Origin of the sequence: Rhizobium leucaenae USDA 9039 (assembly GCF_000426285.1) — a bacterium.
GTDB lineage: Bacteria > Pseudomonadota > Alphaproteobacteria > Rhizobiales > Rhizobiaceae > Rhizobium > Rhizobium leucaenae.
Genome location: NZ_AUFB01000055.1, coordinates 1 through 17,771 on the forward strand (window position 1 = coordinate 1; position 17,771 = coordinate 17,771).

16 protein-coding genes and 1 pseudogene are annotated in these 17,771 nt (G+C 50.4%); 7 read left to right on the forward strand and 10 right to left on the reverse strand.

Annotated features, from left to right (window positions below; translation table 11 throughout):
- A partial coding sequence (locus K290_RS35560; protein ID WP_037136753.1) for a transposase domain-containing protein occupies nt 1–219 on the forward strand: 219 nt, incomplete at its 5' end.
- A 380-nt stretch (nt 220–599) separates the two neighbouring features.
- Here the strand turns inward: K290_RS35560 and K290_RS0131825 are convergent.
- The 9 genes from K290_RS0131825 to K290_RS0131865 form a co-directional block, all read right to left on the reverse strand.
- Nucleotides 600–3,122, reverse strand: a complete 2,523-nt coding sequence (locus K290_RS0131825) for a hypothetical protein (RefSeq protein ID WP_037136756.1) — start codon at nt 3,120–3,122, stop codon at nt 600–602.
- On the reverse strand, nt 3,122–3,529 hold the full coding sequence (locus tag K290_RS35565) for a GtrA family protein (protein WP_051264270.1): 408 nt from the start codon (nt 3,527–3,529) through the stop codon (nt 3,122–3,124). The genes K290_RS0131825 and K290_RS35565 overlap by 1 nt, the downstream gene beginning before the upstream one ends.
- Nucleotides 3,526–4,260, reverse strand: coding sequence for a class I SAM-dependent methyltransferase (locus K290_RS0131835; RefSeq protein WP_051264271.1), 735 nt, complete (start codon nt 4,258–4,260; stop codon nt 3,526–3,528). Before K290_RS0131835 ends, K290_RS35565 begins: the two co-directional genes overlap by 4 nt.
- The gene (locus K290_RS35570; protein ID WP_051264272.1) at nt 4,244–5,254 is read right to left on the reverse strand and encodes a glycosyltransferase family 2 protein; all 1,011 of its coding nucleotides are present in this window, start codon (nt 5,252–5,254) and stop codon (nt 4,244–4,246) included. The genes K290_RS0131835 and K290_RS35570 overlap by 17 nt, the downstream gene beginning before the upstream one ends.
- Nucleotides 5,254–6,393 (reverse strand): hypothetical protein, encoded by a 1,140-nt coding sequence (locus K290_RS35575; protein WP_051264273.1) that lies wholly within the window; start codon nt 6,391–6,393, stop codon nt 5,254–5,256. The genes K290_RS35570 and K290_RS35575 overlap by 1 nt, the downstream gene beginning before the upstream one ends.
- Before the next feature lie 4 nt (nt 6,394–6,397).
- Nucleotides 6,398–7,720, reverse strand: coding sequence for an ABC transporter ATP-binding protein (locus K290_RS0131850; protein WP_028755258.1), 1,323 nt, complete (start codon nt 7,718–7,720; stop codon nt 6,398–6,400).
- The gene (locus K290_RS0131855; protein WP_028755259.1) at nt 7,710–8,537 is read right to left on the reverse strand and encodes an ABC transporter permease; all 828 of its coding nucleotides are present in this window, start codon (nt 8,535–8,537) and stop codon (nt 7,710–7,712) included. The genes K290_RS0131850 and K290_RS0131855 overlap by 11 nt, the downstream gene beginning before the upstream one ends.
- Nucleotides 8,534–10,474 carry a glycosyltransferase family protein gene (locus K290_RS0131860; protein WP_028755260.1) on the reverse strand — a complete coding sequence of 647 codons (1,941 nt, stop codon included), beginning with the start codon at nt 10,472–10,474 and terminating at the stop codon, nt 8,534–8,536. Before K290_RS0131860 ends, K290_RS0131855 begins: the two co-directional genes overlap by 4 nt.
- A 93-nt stretch (nt 10,475–10,567) precedes the next feature.
- Nucleotides 10,568–11,557 (reverse strand): GDP-L-fucose synthase family protein, encoded by a 990-nt coding sequence (locus tag K290_RS0131865; protein ID WP_081670476.1) that lies wholly within the window; start codon nt 11,555–11,557, stop codon nt 10,568–10,570.
- A 731-nt stretch (nt 11,558–12,288) separates the two neighbouring features.
- On the opposite strand from K290_RS0131865, the gene gmd reads away from it, so the two are divergent.
- Genes gmd through K290_RS35580 form a run of 4 tightly spaced genes read left to right on the forward strand, consistent with a single transcriptional unit; the run spans nt 12,289 to nt 15,996 of the window.
- Nucleotides 12,289–13,371, forward strand: coding sequence for a GDP-mannose 4,6-dehydratase (gene gmd / locus K290_RS0131870; protein WP_028755262.1), 1,083 nt, complete (start codon nt 12,289–12,291; stop codon nt 13,369–13,371).
- Entirely contained in the window at nt 13,355–14,308 is a 954-nt protein-coding gene (locus tag K290_RS0131875; RefSeq protein WP_037136763.1) for a GDP-L-fucose synthase family protein, read from the forward strand. Before gmd ends, K290_RS0131875 begins: the two co-directional genes overlap by 17 nt.
- 3 nt (nt 14,309–14,311) lie before the next feature.
- Nucleotides 14,312–15,055: a glycosyltransferase gene (locus K290_RS0131880; protein WP_028755264.1), complete on the forward strand. Its 744-nt coding sequence runs from the start codon at nt 14,312–14,314 to the stop codon at nt 15,053–15,055.
- An 11-nt stretch (nt 15,056–15,066) separates the two neighbouring features.
- On the forward strand, nt 15,067–15,996 hold the full coding sequence (locus K290_RS35580) for a glycosyltransferase family 2 protein (protein WP_081670477.1): 930 nt from the start codon (nt 15,067–15,069) through the stop codon (nt 15,994–15,996).
- Nucleotides 15,997–16,092: 96 nt separating this feature from the next.
- Here the strand turns inward: K290_RS35580 and K290_RS0131890 are convergent, their stop codons facing one another.
- Nucleotides 16,093–16,998, reverse strand: a complete 906-nt coding sequence (locus K290_RS0131890) for a nucleotidyltransferase and HEPN domain-containing protein (protein ID WP_028755265.1) — start codon at nt 16,996–16,998, stop codon at nt 16,093–16,095.
- Nucleotides 16,999–17,111: 113 nt separating this feature from the next.
- Here K290_RS0131890 and K290_RS38670 point away from each other — a divergent pair.
- Nucleotides 17,112–17,231, forward strand: a pseudogene (locus tag K290_RS38670) (ATP-binding protein); the annotation flags it as partial.
- A 281-nt stretch (nt 17,232–17,512) separates the two neighbouring features.
- On the forward strand, nt 17,513–17,771 hold a 259-nt coding region (locus K290_RS36950; protein WP_154668701.1), incomplete at its 3' end, for a transposase.

Below are 17,771 nucleotides of genomic sequence, written 5' to 3' on the forward strand. Positions count from 1 at the left end.
GCCATGAATCGCCGCAATGCGCTCTTTGCGGGGCACGATGAAGGGGGCCGCAACTGGGCCCGGTTTGCCAGCCTGATCGGCACTTGTAAAATGAACAGCGTTGAACCCTACGCCTATCTGTGCGACCTCTTCACCCGCCTCGCAAACGGCCACCTCGCCAAAGACATCGATGCCCTGATGCCATGGGCCTTTGCCGCCCGCATCAAGGCCTCACAATGAGCTCGTCAGGTACTCTTCGGTGAGCTCATTTGACGGCCCGCAGATCAACCTCAGATCGCTGCAACTGAAAAATCGATGGGGCGTGGACGCCGCATACGTCGGTTACGATAGATATGCCAGAAGAGCGCGAGAACCGCCGCGACAAAGCGCAGGTGGTCCAAGCGTGAAAAATAGCTCTCCTCACTGGATCGCATAGGACATGCCCTCTCGCCTACTGATAGAGAGCATTAGGGAACGGCGCTCAACTACGCAACCCGTTCACTGGTCAACTTCTCAAACGAAATGAGCGTCCGTGAATTAAGCGTAAAGCGTATGTCCGTCTTCGTGGCTGAGGTCAATATCATTTCATACCATCCGACGGCTGCGTACGAGCATCCAGATCAGTTGTTAATGAGTATGCTGCATCCGAGATTGGCGAACCAAGCGTTGCCATCTTGCACCACTTGGAAATTTGCTCTTATGCCATGTTGCGCGGTTTCGAGGCTGTTGAGATTCAGTTTTGAGAGTGGAACACGGAATTGGGCGGTGGACCCTGGCTTAATGAGGGATGCCTCAGCTGAGTTGGGAACAAAGCCGCCGGAATTACCAGCGGTTGATATCCTCGTGCCATCATCGCCGCGCAGCGGAGTGCCATCCGTAGCATACAAATGAAGTCCAATTCCGATGGGATAACTTCCCGCCCCAATATTCCAATCGAAATTGCTTGCGTTAGTCAAATCTAGAAGAACGTCTCTCTGTCCCGACGATGAAGCCTCTGGACTAAGTGCACAACGGAGAGTGCCCTTCATATCGGTTAGGGGGCTGATCGATATTTCCCCCGAACTCCTCAAGTGCGCGGTGCCATTCAAGAACACCTCAGGATGGACTGATTTTTCAATGAACAGGGGCTGGGAATTTGCCGGCAGCTCGGCCAAGAGTTTCTTAAATTCCTTGCGATCCACAAGGGATGGGAGCGCGGAGACATCAACGTGCGCAGGATCCGTTATTACAAGTCGGACCGCCTCGGTATATGTCGAATCGAATTCCAATCGAAACCCGGAATTGTTGAATTTGGCGAAAGCTAAGTGGCTCGATTGATCGTCCACGATTTGTGCCCCATGAGACGATAGCGCGCGAACGAGATGAACGTACTCTGAATCGGGCACCACTGTTCGGTCTATCACCATGCCGGCGAAGCCAACGGCTGCGACTTCATTTAACATTTGATCGAAAGGCAACTTAGCCAATCGAAGATTCCAGTTCTCGACGTAACTATTCTTCGCGGGGCCACTGCTCCAGTGAATGTTTTTCGAATGAAGGTATAGCCTTACTGGCGCAAATGAGCCCCACCCGTAATATTTGCTCATAATTAGATAGTCGGAATAGGGGTATTGATAGATCATAGATCCTTGCGGGACCGACGCTTCTATTTTCTGAACGAAATTTCGCTCAGCAATGTAGAGATTGCGCCCGCCTTCGCCATCGCTCAAGGAAGTCCTGGGGATTTGATCGTATAAGGCAGCAATAGCGACTAGCACGATCAATACCACTCCAATTTGCCGGGTGATTGGGCCCGACCGTTTTAAAGACATGCTTGCGAGGCGCGCTGCTAATAAAAGTAAAAGGAAAAGGATTATTATTGGTAATCTGTCGTACGCTCGAATAGTTGGAAAAATAAGGGCGATGAGGGAGCCAATGCCGCCGGTAATTGAACAAAGAAAGCTAAAGAGGACCAAGGACGCGAGAAGGTTAGCAAGCCTGTCGGCGCCGACCACTTGCTTCCAACTGCTAGCATCCGTTTTTAATCGGAATGCGGGTATCATAAGATAGCATAATGTGCCGAGTAGTAGGAGCGACCCTAAAGTACCGAGGGGAACCGAGTGCGCTCCAAGTTTGAATGAACGGGCTGCTTCGCTTGTTTGGACGATTTTATCTCCGAGCTCTGCGAGCGGAAGGATATGATGATTGGGTATCGGCGCAATCATCAATTTCAAGCTGGATGAATAGACCTCTGCTTCAAAGGGATGTTTGACAAGTGCGGGGTCCAAGACCCCATTTGGATAAAATTCGTGAAGATGACTTTGCTTATAGTTCTGGAGGGGGAGACCAAGAGCAAACGAAACCCCAATCAAGGTAACTATCAGGAGGAGCGGCGCCAACAGCGCCCTCGGCTTGAATATGTCGCCGCTGCATAATCTTAAGAACGTTGCAAATCCGAGAAGGAGCAGTGTAAAAAAAGCATAATAGCCATCTGAGATTGTAATGAGAATTATACACGCTAAGCTACCCAGGAATTTTCCTAAAGGAAATTTGGAAGCCGGTTTCTCCTCCGCTTTCGAGGCGGGGTGTTCGCCAACGTGGTCGAGTGAGAATTCGCCTAATCCAACCCATACCACGGGAACGATCGCCAGCGGCAAAGCCGCGTAGTTAGGAAGGAATGAATATATAATATAATTGAAGCGAAACGTGGTGAACGCGAAAATAATCCCAACCGCCATTGCTGGAAATGTGCTAATCTTTAGTATTCTACAAGAAAGAAATGACGTCAGCGCTATCAATGGAAAGTTGAGTATGTAATAGATCTGCTGTATCTTTACTGCATCATTGATAAAGTAACTTAAACCCAGCATCAATATCGAATGAAGTGCACTGGTTTGGGCTGCAGAATTCTGGTGCCAGTGCGCAACATCGGGTGCTCCTAGATATGGGTTGGTAAGTATCCACCCCGTATCTCGCAGCATCTTAGTAAGCGATAGCTGCCACGTCGCGTCACCAGTATTATAGACAAGCGGAATCGACAAATCAAAATGAAGCGCGCCCAGAGACCAGATACCCAGCAAAAGCGATAGTGCAGAAATGAAAATACCCGCAGCAACGTCCCTGGAATATGGCGCCAGTGAATGTCGATTATCTTGTATTTTCATCAAATTAATCCATCACAGTCATTCTGAGATTTAGTAAAAACAAAGAACTTAGAAATAAAAAACATAGATATAGTGTATAAAGCGATCCCAACCAATTGAGAAAAGTATGGATTTACGTTGAAATAGTGAAGGCAAATAAAAACGGCTATAAAGTTTAGAATATAAGAAGACGCCGCGGCAAGAAAATATCTCGGTAATACATGAGAAATTGATAAGGTGTCCTCGAATGTCCATCTGCGATTTAATACAAAACTTATTGCAAATCCAATCGCATAGCCAATAGCATTCGCGGCCAAAGGCGGAGAGCCAAGAAAATAGATCGTGGCATATATGGTAAGAAGGCCGATGCTGGTGTTGGCTAGTCCGACCACACCGAAGCGTATTCCCTGCCAAATCGTTGCGATCATGCGTTCTTCCGCGCCAGCATACGATATTGTGCCCCTAGGCCAAGCCACTCAAGGTGCTGTTCGAGAGGACGCAATTTACCGAGAGCTGCTGGAAAGAACACTTTGTAGGCAACCTGTGCGGATGCCCATCCGCTCTTCCGCGCTCTGCGACGCATAACGCCGCCGCGAATGAGGTGGGCATTGACATCGAGAGGACATGTGTTCACAGCCTGCAACGTGAGCGGATTTAGTGGATTATGCTCGTAAATGGCCAGCACACCCCCTGGTTTGGTAACCCGGCGCAATTCTGCAAGCCAATGTAGATGCTCTTCGTGCGGGATGTGATGAAATACACACGCGGAAAAAACGACATCCTGACTAGCCGTTGGCAGAGGAATACTTCGGTCGATTAGCAGGTATTCTTCGTTACCTGGAAACCTAGATTGCGCGATTTCAATACTCCTGCTTGAGACGTCGGCGCAGTTTATCTTGCTGGCGGGAAAATGTTTGCGAAAATAGGGCAGGGAGTTCCCGATTCCGCTCCCAAAATCCAGTATGGTTGCACTTGGAACATTCATTCGATTTACCCAAGTCGCCAGATCTGCGATCTTGTACTCGGAGAAATACTCAGGTGCTTCGCCTGTGATTGCGATATTCTCCTTATGAACGGTATGATATTCGTCGGCCAACAGGTCGAATTCCGCCTGCAAACGAGCGTCGCCAGAAGTTTTCTTGTCAGTTTCTTGATTCATGCTCGAATGCCTTTTCAATTGATCGGGTTTGAGCGTGCTCGTCAGAGCATCGGACATCTTGAATAATAAACAGCGGGCGCCCTTTAGCTTCGATATACAATCTTCCCAAGTATTCTCCCATCACGCCGGCGACGAACAGCTGTACGCTTCCGACCGCAAGAATGATCACCGCTAAGGAAGTCCATCCTTCTATCGTATGTCCGAGAAGATATTCGATTATCACATAAGCAAGCAGAAACACCTCCGCCAACCCAAATCCAAGGCCGACGTAGGTCGCCATTCTTAGTGGGCGAATCGAAAAGCCCGTAATGGCGTCGATGGCAAAGCGGATCATCTTGTGCAGCGGATATTTTGTCTCGCCTGAGAAACGCGCCGCTCGCTCATAAGGAATTGCTTCTTGGCGCATCCCGATCCAACTTACCATCCCGCGGATGAAGCGATGGTGCTCAGGCATGCTGTTCAGGATATCCAATGCTCGCCTAGTCATCAGCCTGAAATCGCCGGTATCGGGAGGAATGTTGATATCCACAATTCTGTTCAGCAGACGATAGAAAATGAAGGCTGATGTTTTCTTGAACGCAGTCTCGCCTTCTCGCTTTATACGTTGGCCAAAGACAACATCGCAGCCTGCGTCCATGCGCTCCATCATTTTCGGCAATAGCTCTGGAGGATCCTGCAAATCTGCATCAAGCACAAGGATGCGATCCCCCCTGCAAAGCTTTAGACCTGCTGACAATGCAAGCTGATGCCCGTGATTTCGAGACAAATTTACGGCAACAATGTGCTTGTCGCGCTCAGCCATTTCGCACATGGCGGCCCAGGTTCTATCGCCGGAGCCATCGTTGACAAGGACCAACTCGTAGGCGCTGCCGACACAGTTCTCGCAAACGGTGGTCACTCGCCTATGCAATTCCGACAAACCATGCTCTTCGTTATAACATGGTACGACAACCGATAGCATTCGCCCCAAGCCCGCGTTCAACCAGTGTTCCATTATACCTCTTCCCATGTTTGATCGGGTGTCAGCCATGTCTCGTTAGGGAGTTTGGAAAGAATTGGGTGATTGTCAAATGCGGAGCTCAAAGCCAGCGATTGCAATTTCCCGGTAGCAACATCGTTCCGGACGAAGAATGCATTGAATCCGCAAGTTCCAATCGCGCATAGGGTATAATCCCTTGCCTCCAGCAGCTTATGCCAGGCTGGCAAACTGGTCGCGCCCGATTGGGCAAAAGCATTCCCGAAATGGTTCCTGTCAAACTGAACCACACTATATCGATCTCTAAAATATTTCTCAAACTCGACTACTAGAACTCGGGGGCGCGAGGTCATGGCGCGAACAACTGCATAATCGCCGCCATCGATATCCACCACCATTAAATCAGGCTCTAATTCAACGCTTGCTGAGTGAAGTAGTTGGTTGACATTGTCAGGAGTGACCTCCGACTGCACAACAATTGGAGAAAAATATCGATGTGGAGCGTCGTTTCGAGCGTGAAAGTGCTTGGTGGCATAGTTTCGCGCGAAAAAATACTGCATCCGATCGCATTCACTCACGTCAAGCTCGAAAATGGCCCCATGCCAGCCATGATTGACGATCAAATTTGTCGAAAGATTTTCGGGTATTCCAAGGTCGGATCCATCGCAATTACTACCGATCTCGACCACGTATTTATTTGTGGAGCCGATATGGTTGAATATGCGCAATAGAACGCCGTCTTCGTCATTTTGGGAGAAAACGCGAAAACTGCTGTCCAGAAGGTCTTTGTACCCAATAACAGACGCCCCCTCGCGGCGCCACGCAGCCATTATCAGCTTTTGGTTTACTGCGTCGAAATTTGGTAAGACATTCCGGCGAAGCTGAGGATTTAGCCCGACAAGCTGACCCTCACGCATCTCGTGAAACCCCGAAACAAATTTTGATTGCTGCGCATTCAGCGCTTCGTGGAGCGTGGCGTCCACATGTGCCAAACGCTCCGACACGGCAGCGTCAAAGTGCGCAAGCCGCTCTAACACGGCTGCATCAAGATGCGCCATCCGCTCTCCTGCTGCCTTAATCTCGAAACTGACGCGCTCCAATTGATCCGCGAGGGCCTGTAGACGATCTTTTCTTCGAGTTGCTTTAAAGCCAAACATCAAACTACTCCATAACTGCTATCGAGACGTTTGGCTTCATATTGAAGACGCCGCCATAGAACGCAGATTGGTTCGCTTCCAACAACTCGATTTGCTCTACATCGTGCATCAACAAGCTGTATTCTTCGAATTCACTTCTCGAGAAACCCCGATTCGCTACGCCAATTGAAAATGAATAGCTTCCGGCGCGGAGATTAAAGTTCATGCTGAAGCGCACGAGCACTTCTTTCCCCTTGGCCACCGGAGGCACTTCTAGTCTCATGGCATAGGTGCTTGTTTCAAATAGTGAGCGGCCCAACCGATCCCGCACAATGAGGCCGAATGCAGGGCGCTCAAAATCTTTATTCAATCTCACTCTATACTGAACGGTTAGGTCGGATTCGCTCTCCATGTACAGCACCTCGTTGCCGCTCGCGTCGAGTAGCTTAAAATCAACCAGCTCTGCATCTTGATTTGTAGTTATCGTGGTTGCTTTAGTCCAAATCCGGCCATTTTCCTTGAACGATTCAGCAGGTTGGGCGACGATCTGCGATACTGAAACGGCGCGCTCGCCGAGATCCGTCATTCGCGCTACGAGCCCTTGGTATAGATCGATGACGTCCTTAGGCGGCCCTACGCGCAGGACACTTCCATGGCTAAGAAGAACGGCGTGATCGCACAGATGCTTCACGGTATTTGCGTCGTGAGACACAAAGAGAAGCGTGCCGCCCTTTTCTTTAAACTGCTCTATCCTATGAAAACACTTTTGTTGAAAATATGCGTCCCCAACCGCGAGCGCCTCGTCGATAATAAGAATGTCGGGATCGAATGCCGTCGCCACGGCGAAGGCGACGCGCACTTGCATTCCGCTCGAATAAGTTATCAAAGGTTGGTCAAAATGATCGCCTATATCGGCAAACGACCGTATCCAATCAATCTTTTCCGCAATTTGCTCATTGCTCAATCCTAGCAGTGAGCCGTTGAGATAGACATTTTCTCTTCCTGTGAAATTTCCGTCGAACCCCGCTCCCAGTTCCAACAGCGCCGCAATACGGCCGTAAGTGGAGACGCTTCCGGATGTCGGGGTCAACGTCCCGGTTATTATCTGAAGTAATGTGCTTTTGCCGCTGCCATTCAAGCCAACAATGCCGTATGACTCGCCCCGTCGAATTGTAAGGTTTACGTCGCGAAGTGCCCAGAATTCGCGAAAATAGTCCTTCTGAGAGAGGCCAAACATGCGGCGAAGGCGCTGGAACACTAACTGCTTCAACTGGTCGCGCGGATGGTCATAAATTTCGAAACGCTTCGAGAGCGTCTGAACTTGAATAGCTAGGTTTTCATAAGACATTCGCGAAACCCTTTCGCGTCTTCTGAAACCATGCGTATCCTAGCCAGAGAATTCCTATCGAAATGAGAAAATATAAGACCAGCCCGGAGGCGGCAGGACGCTGCCCGTAGATGAGGACGGCGCGGGTTTGTTCGATGATGAAGGTGAGCGGATTGAAAATCAGCCAAGCCCGCACGCCGTCGGGCAGTGCGGAGAGGGGATAGAATACCGGTGAGGCAAATAGCAAAATCGTCATGACCAGGCCGATCGGCTGAACGACATCTCGTAAATAGACACCCAGGGATGCCAATCCCCATGCGATTCCGAGAGCGAGCAGGACCAGCGGCAAAATTACCAGCGGCAAAAAAACCACAGTCCAGGGTAGAGCTCCGTTCAGTAACAGCAGCGCTCCTGCCAGAACGAGGGTGCTCACAGCCGCATGGAAGCACGACGCACCGATTGCGACAACGGGAAGAATTTCTAAGGGAAAAACTATCTTTTTGACGAAATTTGCATTTGTTCCCACGAGAGAGGGCGCGCGGATCAATGTTTCCGAGAACAGGCTATGAACAATCATCCCAGCAAATAGAATGATCGCGAACTGCGACCGAGGCTCTTGGGCTATGCCCCACCTTGCTTTGAAAACTACGGAGAAAACAAAGGTATAGACAGACAACAACGCCAGCGGGTTTAGAAACGACCAAAGCAGGCCCATGACCGAGCCTTTGTAGCGGCCAATGACATCGCGCTTTGTCATACGCAGGATAAGTTCGCGATGCGTCCAAAGGCTGCGAAAGAGCGATGTTAAAGAAATCGGAGCTGGAGCATGCGGATTCATGACTGCAGTCTCCGCCTCATTGCTTGAAAGCGTGACGCAAATCCGTGCTTGCGCAATGCGCGCCATTGAGCGTCAATCCATTGACGCGTGAACACAGTGCGCATTAGGTTGCCCGCTGACAAGGTGGGCTGTCTTTCAACAGAGCTTCCAGAAAATCCGACGGCGAGCCTGAAGGCGTTGGGACTGAAACTTTTGATAATTTCATTCTCTGCAGCATCATCCCACCGCCGTTCTGGAAATTGCTTTTTGAGATCGATCACAATTGTAGCCGGCATTTGCTGATCAATAACGCTATCTGAAACCAAAACTGCCAATGGACGACCGTCCAAATAGGGTAACGCAATATCGATATCGTTTGGTATCGCGGATGTTCGGAAAATGAAGCGCCCATAGCCCGGTGGTCCTTCCGGGTTGACGTGGCCAAAATCGATCACCTCGTGAACGGAATGAACCGGCTTCTCAACGCCAGCGAGCAAAGCTGCGGTGGCTGCACAATTTACCTCTGGATTTCTTTGCAATGCTGCGGAAAGAACTGTGAGGTGATTTGAGAAAAGGCGCTCGTTTGGGGCTACAACCATAAAGGCATCGGCTTCGCGGGATGAGGAAATCAGTTCATTTATGACTGCACCAACACGGCGATAAGAGCGTATGCCTTCATGTAGACCGTAGTCGAAATAATTAACTTCAACCAGCTTTACCCGGGCACCGCATCCGGCCAAGCTGCTTTCAATTTCAACTCGATTGTTACGAGCTTCGACCGCATCCACGACTAAAGCGGCAGAGAAATTTTGATATTCCTGAGCTTGAATACTTTCCAGATGAGTTTGCAGCACGCTCGCGGAATACTCCGGCATTAGTAGATTTAGCTGAATTCTCGGTGTCTGCGACGCGTCCGGTGTCCGCGCGCGTCTGAGATCACGTTTGCGTTCATCAAGATTTTGATAGATCTGATTGAGATTGTGAGTCAGGGAGAACTTTTCTCGAAAAATCTCTTGCGTTTTCTCAATTTTTTTAATCGCTTCATTGCGATTACTCTGCGCCCAATTCAAGTGGTTCTTGATGTCTTCGACCGTTTGTTCCGGAGACGAGCGGCTATCGATATAAAGAAGGGAGTCTGCAAAGAATTTTTTTGCGAAAGGATTTTCATCGCAAATGATCAACGCACCGGCGGCGATGCTTTCGAACAGACGGTTGGACATCAGTTCTGCCTCTTTATGCGCCTGTGAGGACAAAACTAACGAAATTCCGGCTTTCGAGATCTCATCAATCATAGACACGCCGTCGAACGGCACTTCTTTGACATAGCTCTCGTAGCCCGCCCAAACCTTCACATCCATAAAGATGTGCGGACCATAGATGCGCAGCAGACCAGTACCATCCAAAAGCCGGAGCACCTCTTGATGACGCGATTTGCCGCCCTTCAATGCATCCCAATTGATCCCGGCATAGGCAAGCTTGCCGTCCCCCAGAGACGGTGTATGAACGATATTGGCTGTCGAATGATACAGATTGAAGTGCGGAGGCAGGTGTGAGGAACCGCGACGTATCATCCGTCTCACGTGATCGTCTGCCGCATTCGAGCTACAACTCAAGAAATCATCGTGCGTTGTGAGATTCCGGGAACAGCGATGGTAGCCCCATTCGTGATAAAACTTGAGCGGATTCCATAATGCGACGAAGGAGAAGGCATCGTAGGCCTTCGGGGTATCAAAATGCAGGTGAATTACGAAGTCGACGGTTTCTTTTGAAGCACGCATAGAAGGATTGGTGAGGAAAGTACCATCAGCATGAACTTCGATACACTCGACTCCCAATGCGCTTGCCGCGATTTTCAAACGCGCAATACATTCGTCTTCAGCGGCCTTAATCTCGGGCCATAGTTTCACGATCGCAAAACGACCGAGAATGCCCTCTGGCATTTGGAAATCCGTGTTCATCTGTTAAACCCATATCGCCAGGACAAGCATCCGCCGCCACGCAAGCTTTGCGCTATGCCATCCCAATTTTTGATCTTGATGCCCGTCACACGTCTAGCGCTCGCGCATTTCGGGAGATTGATAGCGGGCTAGGAAGTCATCGTAAGCGCTGCGCAAGCCGGACTTCTCCTCGATTTCAGCCTTCCAGCCAAGCTCGAGTATACGGCTTATATCAAGCAGTTTTCGCATCGTGCCGTTCGGCTTCGTCTTGTCATAGACAATTCGACCTTCGTAGCCAACAACGTCCTCAATAATGCTTGCGATTTCTGAGATGGAAAGATCGTGGCCACAGCCGATATTGTAAAGATCATGTGTGGTGGGAGCGAGCATGACATGCTTCATTGCACTCGCAAGATCATCGACATGTAGCAGTTCGCGACGAGGTGTCCCGTCACCCCAAACGACCAACTCCTTTGCTCCAGCCACCTTGGCTTCGTGGGCGCGGCGCAATATGCCGGCCACGACGTGACTATGCTGAGGATGATAATTGTCACCTGGACCATAGAGATTGGGCGGTATTATCGCAATAAAATTGCTCCCATGCTGCCGACGATATGCTCGGCACATTTCAATGCCTGCGATCTTGCTTACGGCATAGGCACGAATATTCGAATCGAGCGGACCTGTGAGAAGCGCATCTTCGGCAATTGGCTGTTGTGCATCCGTCGGATATGTGCAGTTTGAAGCCACAAAGACCAGCTTCTCGGCGCCAGTGCGATAGGCCCCATCAATAACATTGGATTGAATTAATAAATTTTCGTGCAAAAAGTCTGCTGGCAGCGTTGAATTGGCGTGGATTCCACCCACTTTAGCGCCGATATGAAAAATTAATTCCGGCCGACTTTTTTCCATCCATGCCAAGACTGCCACTTTATCGGTGAGATCCAACTCTGCCCGAGACGTCAACAGAAGGTGAGCATCTTCGCCCGCCATAGCGCGAACCATAGCAGAGCCGAGCATGCCCTTATGTCCCGTGATCCAGACTCTCCGACCGGCCAGTGAAGCAATGGAACTTGCTGAGGTCATTTCATTTCTCTCAGACATCACAAATCCTAAAAACCCTTATTCGATTGACGGGCCCAGTGGAAGTTTCGTTTTTCGCAGGTGCCTTCATCCACATCTCGTCGGATCAACTCGCGTCCGGCACTGGAAGCCTATAGACGGCACTGCCAAGCGTTTTGTCTTCCGCTGGGGCGCTCCTACCTCAAATATCCCCCCAAAGGAACGGAATATTTCACGACACTCGCACGTTGTTCAGCTATCATGGTCGGTATACCATCAGTTATCCCTGTACAAGCCGTAGCGTGCATGGCGAGCGCAGCGGAAAAGCCTAACCCTCATTTGGTTGATTGGACAACGTAGACCAGCTCCAGATGGTTATCGCCGTTGTTGGAACATTTTATTGCCAATACTTCGCGTCGAACGGCGTTTGAGTCAGAATCCGTTTGTTTCGACAGCATGAACGCGTAACTGGTCCCGTCAGGCGAGGTGTTGAGGTGCCCACTAGCAAATGGTCTTGACGGTTTCAAGCCTAGACCAGAATGAGAGTTCTGCGGGAAGTAATTTGGTCGCGATTGATGCAACCGTTTCGAGAGCGCGAATGAGATTAACGAGTCATGCTTCCGATTGACCGCGGCACTGAGTACATATAAATCGGCGCATCAATCGTGGTTTCGCTCGTTTCAAGCTTAAGGAGACGGGTGACCAAGTTATCGTTGAAGCTGACGTGCTTCCTGTCTTCTTGACAGTTTGCGAACATCTCAAAGGGTATAGGAATGAAAGTTGCACTTATCACCGGCGTAACGGGACAAGATGGAGCATACCTAGCCGAGCTTTTGCTCAAGAAGGGGTACATAGTCCACGGCATTAAGCGCCGGGCGTCACTCTTTAATACGGATCGTGTTGACCATCTCTATCAGGACCCACACGTCAATAATGCAAACTTCATTCTGCATTATGGAGATTTAACGGATTCCACCAATCTTATAAGGATAATTCAAAGAATTCAGCCGGACGAGATTTATAACCTCGCGGCGATGAGTCACGTTGCCGTAAGCTTCCAAACACCCGAATACACTGCAAATGCGGACGGCCTGGGTACGTTGCGAATTCTCGAAGCTATTCGAATTCTGGGGTTAGAAAAGAAGACGCGGTTTTATCAAGCGTCCACCTCAGAATTGTATGGGCTTGTACAGGAAATTCCTCAACGAGAAACGACGCCGTTTTACCCACGCAGCCCTTACGCGGTTGCAAAAATGTATGCATACTGGATCACGGTAAATTACCGCGAAGCCTATGGAATGTATGCCTGCAACGGTATCCTGTTTAACCACGAATCGCCGTTGCGCGGCGAGACTTTCGTGACTCGTAAAATCACCCGCGCGCTGGCACGTATCAAATTAGGTCTGCAGGACTGCCTTTACCTCGGAAATCTCGACGCCCTCCGCGACTGGGGGCACGCAAGAGACTATGTCGAGATGCAATGGATGATGTTGCAGCAGGAAGAGCCTGAGGATTTTGTGATAGCTACAGGCGTTCAATACAGCGTCCGTCAGTTTGTAGACTTAGCTGCGCAGGAGCTGGGAATTAAAATCAATTGGGATGGGCACGGTGTAGATGAGACTGGTACGGATGAGAACGGTAATGTAATCGTTCGGGTAGACCCCCGTTACTTCCGCCCAACGGAGGTCGAGACTTTGTTGGGTGATCCCAGCAAGGCGAAAGAGAAGCTGGGTTGGGTTCCAAAAACCACGTTCCATGAACTCGTTGCGGAAATGGTTCGCGAAGATCTAAGAAATGCAGAACGCGATGAGTTGGTGAAAAGGAACGGGTATCTGGCGTATGACTATCACGAGTAATCCTCTCGATCGCTCATCCAGAATCTATGTAGCCGGTCATCGTGGTATGGTCGGCTCGTCAATTATGCGTCGTCTCCATGAGACGGGCTACCTGAACATTGTCACGCGCGATCGCGCGGAGTTGGATTTGCTGGACCAGGCGAAAACGGCTGAGTTTCTATCCTCAGAAAAGGTTGATTTCATCTTCCTCGCCGCTGCGAAAACAGGTGGGATCCAGGCGAATGATACCTATCGTGCTGATTTTATATATGAAAATCTGATGATAGAGGCGAATATCATCCACTCTGCCTTTAAAGCGGGCGTGCAGCGCCTCCTTTTTCTTGGATCGAGCTGCATTTACCCGCGTGACTGCAAACAGCCAATTACCGAAGGGGATCTTCTCACGGGGCCTCTCGAACCGACGAATTTGCCATATGCCGTCGCCAAGATAGCAGGCGTGAAGATGTGCGAAAGCTATAATCTTCAGTACGGCACACGATACTTTTCCGTCATGCCCACCAATCTGTATGGACCGAACGACAATTACGACTTGCGCAATGGGCATGTTCTTCCGGCGCTAATACGGAAGGCTCACGAAGCCAAGGTGCGCGGCGATGCTAATTTGGCGGTTTGGGGATCTGGAATGCCCAGACGCGAATTTATGTACGTCGACGATGTTGCGGATGCATGTGTTTTCCTGATGGAACAGGGAATTGGCGATGGGATGTTCAACATTGGAACGGGTGTTGACGTTACCATTCGGGAATTGGCCGAAACGATAATGGAAATTGTTGGTTTTCAGGGCGGGATCATCTTTGATGCGAGCAAGCCCGACGGCACACCGCGAAAACTGTTGAGCGTGGAGCGTGTGCGCGCGCTTGGTTGGGAGGCAAAGACGTCTTTACGCGATGGCATTTCGAAGGCTTACGAGGACTTTCTATCTAGATGGGATAGATAGCTAATGACTGTACCACTTGTAACCATTGCGGTGCCTTCGTTTAATCAAGGGCGTTATTTGGACGACGCGTTAGCTTCGATTTTCCAACAAGAAATTCCGATTGAAGTGTTTCTGCTCGATGGTGGATCAACCGACAATACAAGCGAAATCATCGAGAAATGGAAAGGCCGGCTTGCAGGATGGCGCAGCCGCCGCGACGAAGGTCAGGCGGCTGCGATCAATGAAGGAATAGCATGGGGAAGTGCGCCTTACGTCTGCTGGCTCAACAGCGACGACCTCCTTTTGCCTGGTGGGCTTAAAAAACTGGTTGACGCTATCGAGGCACATCGTGAAGCGCCGGCGGTATATGGGCGGGCTTGGAACTTGGTCGAAAAAACCGGAAAACGTTATCCGGTTTGGGTGGAACCCTTCAGTGAGCGTCGCCTTTCATTGCGGTGCATCGTCTCTCAGCCGGCGACGCTAATTCGCCGTACGGCATGGGACGCGGTTGGCGGCACCGATGAAAATTTGCACATGGTGATGGACTACGACTTATGGTGGCGCCTATTTAAAATCGTCGGCAATCTTCATTTTCTTGATGAATTCGTGGCAGTAAATCGAGAACATGCCGAAACCAAAACAAAGACGTTGCGCTACAGGCACTACAATGAAGCTATGGCCGTTGTCCGCAAATATAATGGACATGTTCCGCTGAAATGGTGGATCGCGCAGCCGTACGCGGTTTGGTATAAGTCGTTAATCAGATAGAGAACTCCAGAATGGCTAAAGCGAACAATGATTCTCGCTCCACTGATGAGCGTTGGACGAGACTTTTGCGTTCTCTAAGGCCCGGAATTGGCCAACTGGGCACCTATCCACCCCGAGCGCTTTCCTGGCCGCCGCGGAAGAGCAAAAACTCCGCCGCGGGAGTCTTGTACCCGAAAATAAGCATTGTGGTGCCCTCTTATAATCAAGGGGATTATCTCGGCCATACATTGAAATCCATCATTTCTCAGGATTATGCGAACCTAGAACTTATCGTTGTTGATGGCGGCTCAACGGACGCGACGTTGCAGGTGATCAAACAATATGAATCGTACTTGGCATGGTGGGTAAGCGAACGCGACGCCGGTCAGGCGGCCGCCATAAACAAAGGTTTCCAGCGTTCATCTGGAGAAATCATGGCCTGGGTCAACTCGGATGATATGGTCGCTCCTGGTGCCTTGCGGAGGGTCGCGGAGCATTTCATGGCGAATCCGCGAACACAGGCCGTGTACGGAGATCGCATCGTAATTGACGAAGCAGGATATGAAATCGGTCGATGGGTCCTTCCGTACCACTCCGCAAAACTTCTAAAATGGGTAGATTTTATACCCCAAGAAACTTTGTACTGGTCTCGAAGCGCATGGGACCTAGTCGGAGGTCGGATTGATGAACGATTCTCCTTCGCGATGGACTGGGACTTCTTGCTGCGGCTTTCGAACAAAGACATTGTGATTCAACACCTGCCAATTTTCCTCGGGTTTTTCCGGGTCCACGGCTTCCAAAAAACCTCCAGTCAAATGTCGTCAGTCGGCGCCAAGGAGATCAGTGCGATTCGTGTCCGGGAATTAGGAATAACTCCAAGTCAATGGAAGGTTCTTCTTCGAAGCGTGCCCTTTCTTTTCGCCGCAAAATGGTGCGAATTTTTTCGCTTTAAACTAAACTGATCCGCAACAAAAGCGGGTACGGTAGTTGACGCTCTATCGCGCGTATGTGCTCGGACCTAAAACCCTGAGCAGGACGCGTTTGGTTAACCCACCGCACTAAAGTTTTTTCCGAAGACTATCGAGATACTCTTGGCAGATGGTCTTAACCGCATTCTGCAGCTGGCTTGTGCGCTCCGCCAGCCATATCAGCGCTTCGTCGCTTATGGTAAAATGGGGAGAATAACGAGCTTTTACGTAGGCTTGGTTAACTGTGTTGAACCACGCGATGTATCGCTGCCGATCATCTGGCCAGATTTCAGCGAGTCGCTGATCACGGCCCTCTGCCAGCGTCCTTAGATGATTGAGGTTATGCGAGGCGGGGCTATAGCTCGTCAGCGTCAATAGCAACGACGAATATGCATGCTCGATGGCTTGATGAAGTAAGAAAGCGGCCTCTTTGAGCATGTTTGTCTCGATAGCCATCTGCGCGATGCGAAGAAAGTTCGCAGCACCTGGAGCTCTGCTTTGAAAATGCTCGTTTGCCGCTCGGTATTGATCGACAGGCGAGACGGGTTTGGGCTCGGCAAGGTTTTCGCCATCGAGTTCGAAGAGCACTATACCGTCACGGCGTATGTCACAGAAGAAATAATTTCCTTCTTTCAGCGCTGTGTTGACCTCGCGACGTGAATGCACGATCAGGCTGACCGGTGTCTTGACCGCGCGGTCATAGGGGAAACGAGTGGCCGCCTTTTGCCAGAAGAGCGCGAAATCTGTAAACTTGCGGTTATTGACGATTATCAGCAGATCGTAGTCTGACTTGTACCCCTTGCTGGTGTGAACCTCGTCCACCCAATCCCCGCGGGCATACGAGCCAAACAAAATGATCTTGAGGATGCGACCTTTTTTCTTATAGTCTGCCGTGCCGTCCTTAAGGGCATCCTCGAACTCCTCATGCAGAATCTCGACAATGCGCGACAACTCGCGTCGCTTGGGTTCAGGCAGATGCTCAAGGCTTGACTTCATAGAAAGTGGAAACCTTTCTGCCAGCGCCAATTAAGACACGATTTAATTCGGAACAGGGCGCGAACATAGCCATATTTCGCGCAACTGGACAGAGAAAAGTTTAGAGCAAATAGGCCAGCCTCTTCGGCGACGCCAAGATGATCATCGCCTTGCTCGACCGGCCAATCCATTATTGCCACATCGTCGAAATCGAAAATGACAGCTTCCGCTTGCAGAACAACTCAGCACCATGAATCTGCTTGCATGCCGCCAGATGCATCTGCAACCAGACTCCTCGGATTACCGTCACAACAACCGATATGACTAGTATCCGGTAGCGTCGCACGTACGGATCTGGCCTGGGCTGAGGAGTAACCGACCCCACCGTCACCTTTTATCTCGTCCAGTCGTGGACAAAGTTCTGCAAAGGAACCCTCCAATTATCCGTAAGCGCCGTCTCCGGCCCATTGGATTGGGTGTATTTTGAGGCTTGCTGCGTATGCGAGAAGGTTTCCAGGACTATCTGGAGATTTGCATGGCAGATGATGGATTTGTTGGTCGCTACGAAGTTGTCGAGCCGCGCCGGGGAAACCGGCGCTGGCCGGATGATGTGAAGGCGCGGATCGTGGCGGAAAGCCTTGAGCCTGGTGTTCGTGTTGTTGATGTCGCGCGCCGTCATGACGTTGTTCCGCACCAGCTTTCCTTGTGGCGCCGGCAAGTGCGCGAGGGCATTCTGGCCCTGCCTTTTGAGTCTATGTCGGGCCTGTCGGAGAGCGGCGATGCCGAGCCTACAT

What these genes read in the sequence shown, in the direction of transcription:
- K290_RS0131850 (WP_028755258.1), bottom strand. Translation starts at nt 7,720, where the DNA reads ATGTCTTATGAAAACCTAGCTATTCAAGTTCAGACGCTCTCGAAGCGT.
- K290_RS0131855 (WP_028755259.1), bottom strand. Translation starts at nt 8,537, where the DNA reads ATGAATCCGCATGCTCCAGCTCCGATTTCTTTAACATCGCTCTTTCGC.
- K290_RS0131890 (WP_028755265.1), bottom strand. Translation starts at nt 16,998, where the DNA reads ATGAAGTCAAGCCTTGAGCATCTGCCTGAACCCAAGCGACGCGAGTTG.
- K290_RS0131835 (WP_051264271.1), bottom strand. Translation starts at nt 4,260, where the DNA reads ATGAATCAAGAAACTGACAAGAAAACTTCTGGCGACGCTCGTTTGCAG.
- K290_RS35570 (WP_051264272.1), bottom strand. Translation starts at nt 5,254, where the DNA reads ATGGAACACTGGTTGAACGCGGGCTTGGGGCGAATGCTATCGGTTGTC.
- K290_RS0131825 (WP_037136756.1), bottom strand. Translation starts at nt 3,122, where the DNA reads ATGAAAATACAAGATAATCGACATTCACTGGCGCCATATTCCAGGGAC.
- K290_RS35565 (WP_051264270.1), bottom strand. Translation starts at nt 3,529, where the DNA reads ATGATCGCAACGATTTGGCAGGGAATACGCTTCGGTGTGGTCGGACTA.
- K290_RS35580 (WP_081670477.1), top strand. Translation starts at nt 15,067, where the DNA reads ATGGCTAAAGCGAACAATGATTCTCGCTCCACTGATGAGCGTTGGACG.
- K290_RS35575 (WP_051264273.1), bottom strand. Translation starts at nt 6,393, where the DNA reads ATGTTTGGCTTTAAAGCAACTCGAAGAAAAGATCGTCTACAGGCCCTC.
- K290_RS0131875 (WP_037136763.1), top strand. Translation starts at nt 13,355, where the DNA reads ATGACTATCACGAGTAATCCTCTCGATCGCTCATCCAGAATCTATGTA.
- K290_RS0131860 (WP_028755260.1), bottom strand. Translation starts at nt 10,474, where the DNA reads ATGAACACGGATTTCCAAATGCCAGAGGGCATTCTCGGTCGTTTTGCG.
- gmd (WP_028755262.1), top strand. Translation starts at nt 12,289, where the DNA reads ATGAAAGTTGCACTTATCACCGGCGTAACGGGACAAGATGGAGCATAC.
- K290_RS0131880 (WP_028755264.1), top strand. Translation starts at nt 14,312, where the DNA reads ATGACTGTACCACTTGTAACCATTGCGGTGCCTTCGTTTAATCAAGGG.
- K290_RS0131865 (WP_081670476.1), bottom strand. Translation starts at nt 11,557, where the DNA reads ATGTCTGAGAGAAATGAAATGACCTCAGCAAGTTCCATTGCTTCACTG.